1 protein-coding gene is annotated in these 7,289 nt (G+C 68.0%); it reads left to right on the plus strand.

The annotated features are described in order from the left end of the window. Window positions 1-7,289 (plus strand): type I polyketide synthase (locus AB0H00_RS31675; protein ID WP_357273567.1); only part of this gene is annotated, 7,289 nt, incomplete at both ends.

Raw genomic sequence — 7,289 nt, forward strand, 5'->3', positions numbered from 1 at the left:
CTGGTGTTGGAGCGATTATCGGACGCACAGCGGCTCGGGCACACTGTGCTGGCGGTGGTGCGCGGCAGCGCGGTCAACCAGGACGGCGCGAGCAACGGGCTGACGGCGCCGAACGGTCCGTCGCAGGAACGCGTCGTCGCGCAGGCGTTGGCCAATGCCGGTCTGGATCCGTCGGATGTCGACGCGGTGGAGGCGCACGGCACGGGCACGATGCTCGGGGATCCGATCGAGGCACGGGCGTTGATCAACGTTTATGGTGCACGGCGGGAGAGCGGGCCGTTGCGTCTGGGATCGCTCAAGTCCAATGTCGGTCACACTTCGGCTGCGGCGGGTGTCGGTGGCGTGATCAAAATGATCGAGGCTATGCGGCACGGCGTTCTACCGAAGACGCTGCACGTGGATGCGCCCACCCCTCATGTGGATTGGTCCGCGGGTACGGTGCGGCTGCTTCAGGAGAGTGAGCCGTGGCCTGCGGGTGAGCGGGTGCGGCGCGCGGGTGTGTCATCGTTCGGGGTCAGCGGCACCAACGCGCACGTGATTGTGGAGGAGGCGCCCGCCGATCCGGTCGCCGCCCAGGCGGGAGGTGAGTCCCCGGACAAGAGCGCTCCGGGGCAGGCTGATCAGGTGGCGGCTGCGACGCCCATCGCGCCTGCCCAACAATCTTCTGACGCGGCATCACATTTCGTTCCGCTGTTGATATCGGCCAAGTCCGACGAAGCGCTCCGCGCCCAGGCGGTTCGTTTGCGGGAGTGGCTGATCGGCGATCCCGACGCGAACGTGTGGGATGTGGCGCATTCTTTGGCGACGTCGCGGGCACTGTTGGACTGGCGCGGTGTGGTCGTGGGGCGGGACCGGGCGGAGTTGCTGGCCGGTCTGGCCGATGTGGCGGCGGGTTCGCCAAGCGCGATCCAGGCGAAAGCGGGTTCCGATAAGACAGCGTTCCTGTTTACGGGCCAGGGGGCGCAGCGTGTGGGTATGGGTGCGGGTTTGTACGCGGCCTTCGACGTGTTCGCGTCAGTGTTGGATGAGGTGTGCGCCCAGTTCGATCCCTTGCTGGGGCGGTCGTTGCGGGAGTTGATGTTCGCTGACCCGGCCGGGGACGCCGAGGGGTTGTTGGATCGGACGGAGTTCACCCAGCCCGCGTTGTTCGCGTTCGAGGTGGCGTTGTTCCGGCTGGTGGAGTCGTTCGGTGTGACGCCGGATGTGGTGATCGGGCATTCGATCGGGGAGTTGGCGGCTGCGTATGTGGCTGGTGTGTGGTCACTTGCGGATGCTTGCACCTTGGTGGCGGCGCGTGGTCGGTTGATGGGTGCGTTGCCGGTGGGCGGCGCGATGCTCGCTGTGGCGACCGGCGAAGCACGAGCAGCGGATGTCGTTGCCGGTTTCGGCGATCGGGTGTCGATTGCCGCGGTGAACGGTCCGTCCTCGACGGTGTTGGCCGGGGACACCGACGCCATCGAGGAGATCGAGCGGCGGTTGTCCGGTGAAGGGGTCAAGACGAATCGGTTGCGGGTCAGTCACGCCTTTCACTCGGCGCGGATGGATCCGATGTTGGCTGAGTTCCGGTCGGTGGCCGCGGGTGTCGCCTATCAGTCACCGACATTGCCGATCGTGTCGAACGTGTCCGGTGAGTTCGCCGGTGATGCGATGACCGATCCGGAGTACTGGGTGCGGCAGGTGCGTGGATGTGTGCGGTTCGCGCCGGGTGTGGACGCCCTCCTTGCGGGAGGTGTGCGGCGTTTTGTCGAGGTGGGACCGGATGCGGTGCTGGCGGCGATGACGCGTGGGTGTCTGGCCGAGAACCCGGAGATCGAGTCGGCGTCGTCAGTGGCGGCGGTTTCACGCCGGTCAGCCGATGAGGTGGCGCAGTTCGTCACGTCGCTGGCGCAGGTTCATGTCGCGGGTACGCGGGTGGATTGGGATCCGTTGTTCGCGGGTCGCCCACTGCGTCGGGTCTCGTTGCCGACGTACGCGTTCCAGCATCGGCGTTTCTGGTTGCGGTCGGGCGGCGTCGACGCGTCGCCGTCGTTGACGGATCATCCGATTTTGACGGGGGTGGTCGGGTTGGCGGGTACCGACGAGTGGTTGTTCACCGGCCGGTTCTCGTTGCGCACCCATCCGTGGATCGCCGACCACATGACTTACGGCGTAGTGGTCGTGCCGAGCGCGACACTGATCGAATTCCTCCTCGTCGCGGGCGGCCGGATCGGTTGCGGGGTGGTCGAGGAGCTCACACTGCAGGCGCCGATCCTGCCGACCGACAACGACGAGGTCGAGCTACAGGTGTTGGTCCAGGCACCGGACGAGAGCGGACGACGCCAGTTCGAGTTCTACTTCCGCAAGTCGGGCGAGGACGAGTGGACCCACAATGCTACCGGCGCGCTCGCGGCCGAATGGCAGGGTGATTCGGCGTTGTTGTCGCGGTTGCGGGACGAGGAATGGCCGCCGGTCGATGCCGAGCCCATTGACAGCAGAGGGATTCCGGAGCAGATCGCGAAGGGCTCCGGACTCGAATACGGTCCTGCGTTCATCGGCGTCCGCGCCGCGTGGCAACGCGACGACACCGTTTTCTCGGAGATCGCACTGGACACCGACGCGGCGTCGGAGCCGGGACGCTTCGACCTGCACCCGGCGCTGCTGGATCTGGTGATGCACACCGTCCTGGCCCGGTTGGCGTGGCGCGACATGGATGAGGATCCGGACGCAGGCAGGCTGCTGTTCCGGTGGGGCGGCGCGCGATTCCACAAGCCGACGACAGACGGCGGACAGTGGCCTGCCGAAGTGACGTCGCTTCGGGTCATCGGGATCGCGACCGGAGCGGAGACCGTGTCCGTCGCGACTGTCGATCCGGATGGCAATCCGATCGTGTCCATCGACGCGGTCGTGATGCGCCCGTACGACGTCAAGGAATTCCGGGCCAGCCTGTCCGGTGATGAGGCGAACCTGTACCAGGTGCGCTGGGAGCGCACCGCGATAGCACCGGTCGACCGCCCCGTGCCGCCGATGGCTGTGCTCGCGGACACACCCGTGCAGGGTATCGAGGCATGCTACCCGTCGGTCGCCGAGGTTGTTGCGGCCGAAGGTATTCCCGGTGTGCTGGTGTGGCGGGCGACCGAGCCGTTCGCTATCGAGTCGTCCGCCGACGATCCGGAAAAGGTTCGGGCGACGGTGCACGGCACGCTGGCGACGCTGAAATCCTGGCTTGCCGAAGAACGCGTGTCCGGTGTCCGGATGGTCGTGGTCACGACGGGTGGCGCAGGGCTGCCCGGCGAGGCTCCGCAGCTGGCTGCCGCGGCGGTGTGGGGACTGGTCCGCAGTGCACAGTCCGAACATCCGGAACGGTTCATCCTTGTTGACGAGGACCCGGCCAGGCCGCTCGACGCCGACCGGATCGCCGCCGTGCTGCGGACAGGCGAGCCACAAGCCGCAGTGCGCGGTGCGGAGGTTTTGGTTCCCAGGCTGACGCGCGCATCCGCTTCGGACGACACCGGCGTGCCGCCGTCGTTCGGGGACGGGACGGTGCTGATCACCGGCGGCACCGGCGGACTCGGTGCGTTGTTCGCCCGCCACCTCGTCGTCGACCACGGCGTGCGCCGGCTGGTGCTGACATCGCGGCGGGGCCCCGAGGCGGCCGGTGCCGCCGAGCTGGTCGCCGAACTGGCGCGGGCGGGGGCCGAGGCCCGGGTAGTCGCGTGCGACGTCGCCGACCGCGACGCGGTGCGGAACCTGTTGGACACCGTCGATCCCGACGTCGGATTGACCGCCGTCGTGCATACCGCAGGGGTTCTCGACGACGGCACCATCGAGTCGTTGACCGGCGAACAAGTGGATCGGGTGTTGGCGCCGAAGGTCGACGGCGCGTGGCATCTGGACGAACTGACCCGTGACCGTGACTTGTCGGCGTTCGTGGTGTTCTCGTCGATCGCGGCGGTGCTCGGGACATCCGGGCAAGGAAACTACGCCGCGGCGAACGGATTCCTGGACGCGCTGGCGCAGCGGCGCCAGGCTGCCGGGCTGCCCGCGACGTCGCTGGCGTGGGGGCCGTGGCACCAGGGCAGCGGGATGACCGGTGGTCTGGACCGCGCCGCGCTCGCGCGCTTTGATCGGCTCGGTCTCGGCCGGCTCGACGACGGCGAGGGCGTGCGGCTTTTCGACAACGCCGTCGCTCGCGCCGACGCCCGGCTGGCTCCGCTCAGGTTCGACGCGAGCGCGCTGCGCCGCGAGTCCGAGCCCGCTGCGGTTCCCGCGGTGCTGCGCGGATTCGTGCGGCGGGCGGCGCGCCCGGCGCAGGCCGCGGCGGACCCGTCGGCGGGACTCGCGGCAGCGGGTGCGTTGAGCGCCCGGCTGGCACAGGTGCCGGAGGCGCGACGCGGCGAGGTGGTGCTCGAGGTGGTACTGGCGCAGGCTGCGGCGGTGCTGGGGCATGACTCGGCGGAGGACATTCGGCCCGATCAGCGCTTCGACGAGGTCGGATTCGATTCCCTGGGCGGCGTGGAGTTCCGTAACAGGCTGGCGAAGGCCACCGGTCTCCAGTTGCCGTCGACCTTGGTATTCGACTACCCGACCGCGGCGGCGGTGGCGAAGCTGGTGCAGTCCCGAGTCGAGCCGACAACGGTCGGCGCCCCTGTCAAGAAGGCTCCGCGCCGGGTTCGGGCCGACGAGCCGATCGCCATCGTGGGGATGAGCTGCCGGTTCCCCGGAGGGGTCGAATCCCCGGATGCGCTGTGGGACCTCCTCGCGTCCGGAACCGACGCGATCGGCGAGTTCCCGTCGGATCGTGGCTGGGACCTGGAGCGGCTGTTCGATCCCAATCCGGACAAGCCCGGCACCGTCTATGCCCGTCACGGCGGATTCCTCTACAACGCAGGCGATTTCGACGCCGGCTTCTTCGGCATCAGCCCGCGGGAGGCGTCCGCGATGGACCCGCAGCAACGTCTGTTGCTGGAAGCTTCCTGGGAGGCTTTCGAGGACGCGGGTATCGACCCGATTTCGCTGCGCGGCAGCGACACTGGAGTGTTCGCAGGAGCGTCCACCTCGGGCTACGTCGATCGAGTGACCGGCGATCTGGAGGGCTACCGGCTTACCGGCACCACGCACAGCGTGATCTCCGGCCGGTTGTCTTATGTCTTCGGCCTCGAAGGGCCGTCCGTCACCGTGGACACCGCGTGCTCGTCGTCCCTGGTCTCTCTGCACCTGGCTTGCCAAGCACTGCGACAGGGGGAGAGCTCGTTGGCGCTGGCCGGCGGCGTGACGGTCGCAGCCACTCCGTACCTCTACGTTGATTTCGCGCGGCAGCGCGGTCTCTCGCCCGATGGACGCTGCAAGTCGTTCTCCGCCGCGGCCGACGGCGTCGCCTTCTCCGAGGGCGTCGGCGTGCTTGTGCTGGAGCGCCTGTCCGACGCCCGGCGCCTGGGCCACAACGTCCTCGCCCTCGTACGCGGGACGGCTGTGAACCAGGACGGCGCGAGCAACGGTTTGACCGCGCCGAACGGTCCTTCCCAGGAACGGGTGATCGCGGCGGCGTTGGCCAATGCCGGACTCGAGCCGTCGGACGTCGACGCGGTCGAGGCGCACGGTACCGGAACGACATTGGGTGATCCGATCGAGGCACAGGCGCTGATCGGCGTCTACGGGCAGGACCGTGTAGGGCCACCGCTGCGGATCGGGTCGATCAAGTCGAATATCGGACACACCGTGGCTGCGGCAGGCGTCGGCGGCGTGATGAAGATGGTGCAGGCGTTGCGGCATGAGATGTTGCCGAAGACGTTGCACGTGGATGCGCCGTCGCCGCATGTGGATTGGTCGGCGGGGTCGGTGCGGTTGCTGACCGAGGCGGAGCCCTGGCCTGCCGGTGAGCGGGTGCGTCGGGCGGGGGTGTCCTCGTTCGCCATCAGCGGTACCAACGCACACGCCATCCTCGAAGAAGCACCTGCCCGTCGAGTTCCGACATCGCAGCCCGCGCACACAGACCGGCCCCGCACCTCCGCGGCCGTGCCGTTGCTGGTGTCGGCGACGAGTGAGGCCGGTTTGCGGGCGCAGGCGGACAGGTTGCGGCAATGGCTGCTCGATGGGCCGGAACGAGACCTGGCAGACGTCGCCTATTCGCTGGTGAACGCCCGCGCCCAGCTCGACTGGCGCGGAGCCGTCGTCGGTCGCGATCGGGACGAGCTGGTGGCCGGTCTGGCCGATTTGGCGGCTGGTTCGCCGGGCACGATCGAGGGCACAGCGGGTTCGGGCAAGACTGCGTTCCTGTTCACCGGGCAGGGTGCGCAACGAGCGGGGATGGGTGCGAGGTTGTACGCGGAGTTCGAGGCGTTTGCGTCGGCGTTCGACGAGGTGTGCACCCAGTTCGAACCGCTGCTCGGCCGCTCGCTGAAAGATCTGGTCTTCGCCGAGGACGCCGCGCTGTTGGATCGGACGGAGTGGACGCAGCCTGCGTTGTTCGCGTTCGAGGTGGCGTTGTTCCGGTTGGTGGAGTCGTTCGGTGTGACACCGGATGTGGTGATGGGGCATTCGATCGGTGAGCTTGTCGCCGCGTATGTGGCGGGGGTGTGGTCGCTGGAGGATGCGTGTGTGTTGGTGGCGGCGCGTGGTCGGTTGATGGGGGCGTTGCCGGAGGGCGGCGCGATGCTCGCGGTCGCCGTCACGGAGGACGAGGCGCGGGAAGTCATCGCCGGATACGGCGACAAGGTCTCGATCGCGGCGGTCAACGGTCCCACCTCGGTGGTGATCTCCGGTGACGAGGACGCCATCGATGAGGTGGAGCGCCTCATGGTCGGGCAGGGCCACAAGACGTCCCGGCTGCGGGTCAGCCATGCGTTCCATTCCGCCCGAATGGAGCCGATGCTGGCCGAATTCCGTTCGATAGCTGAAGAATTGAGCTACAACCTGCCGAATGTGCCCATTGTGTCGAACCTCTCCGGCGCGATCGCCGGGGAAGAGTTGACCGAGCCGGCCTATTGGGTCGAGCAAGTGCGGGGGTGCGTGCGGTTCGCTCCGGGAGTAAACGCTCTCGGCTCGGCAGGTGTGCGGCGGTTCCTGGAGATCGGCCCGGAGGCGGTGCTTGCGGCCATGACTCGGGAATCCCTCGCCGAGATGCCGGAACTCGAAGCAAAGTCCACGGTGTCGGCGGCGGGTCGTCGTGGGGTTGATGAGGTGGTGTGGTTTGTGGGGTTTTTGGCGCGGGTGCATGTGGTTGGGGTGGGTGTGGATTGGGGGGTGTTGCTGGCGGGGGGTGTGGTTGGTCGGGTTGGGTTGCCGACGTATGCGTTTCAGCATCAGCGGTATTG

The sequence above is a fragment of the Nocardia sp. NPDC023852 genome (genome assembly GCF_040639505.1).
GTDB lineage: Bacteria > Actinomycetota > Actinomycetes > Mycobacteriales > Mycobacteriaceae > Nocardia.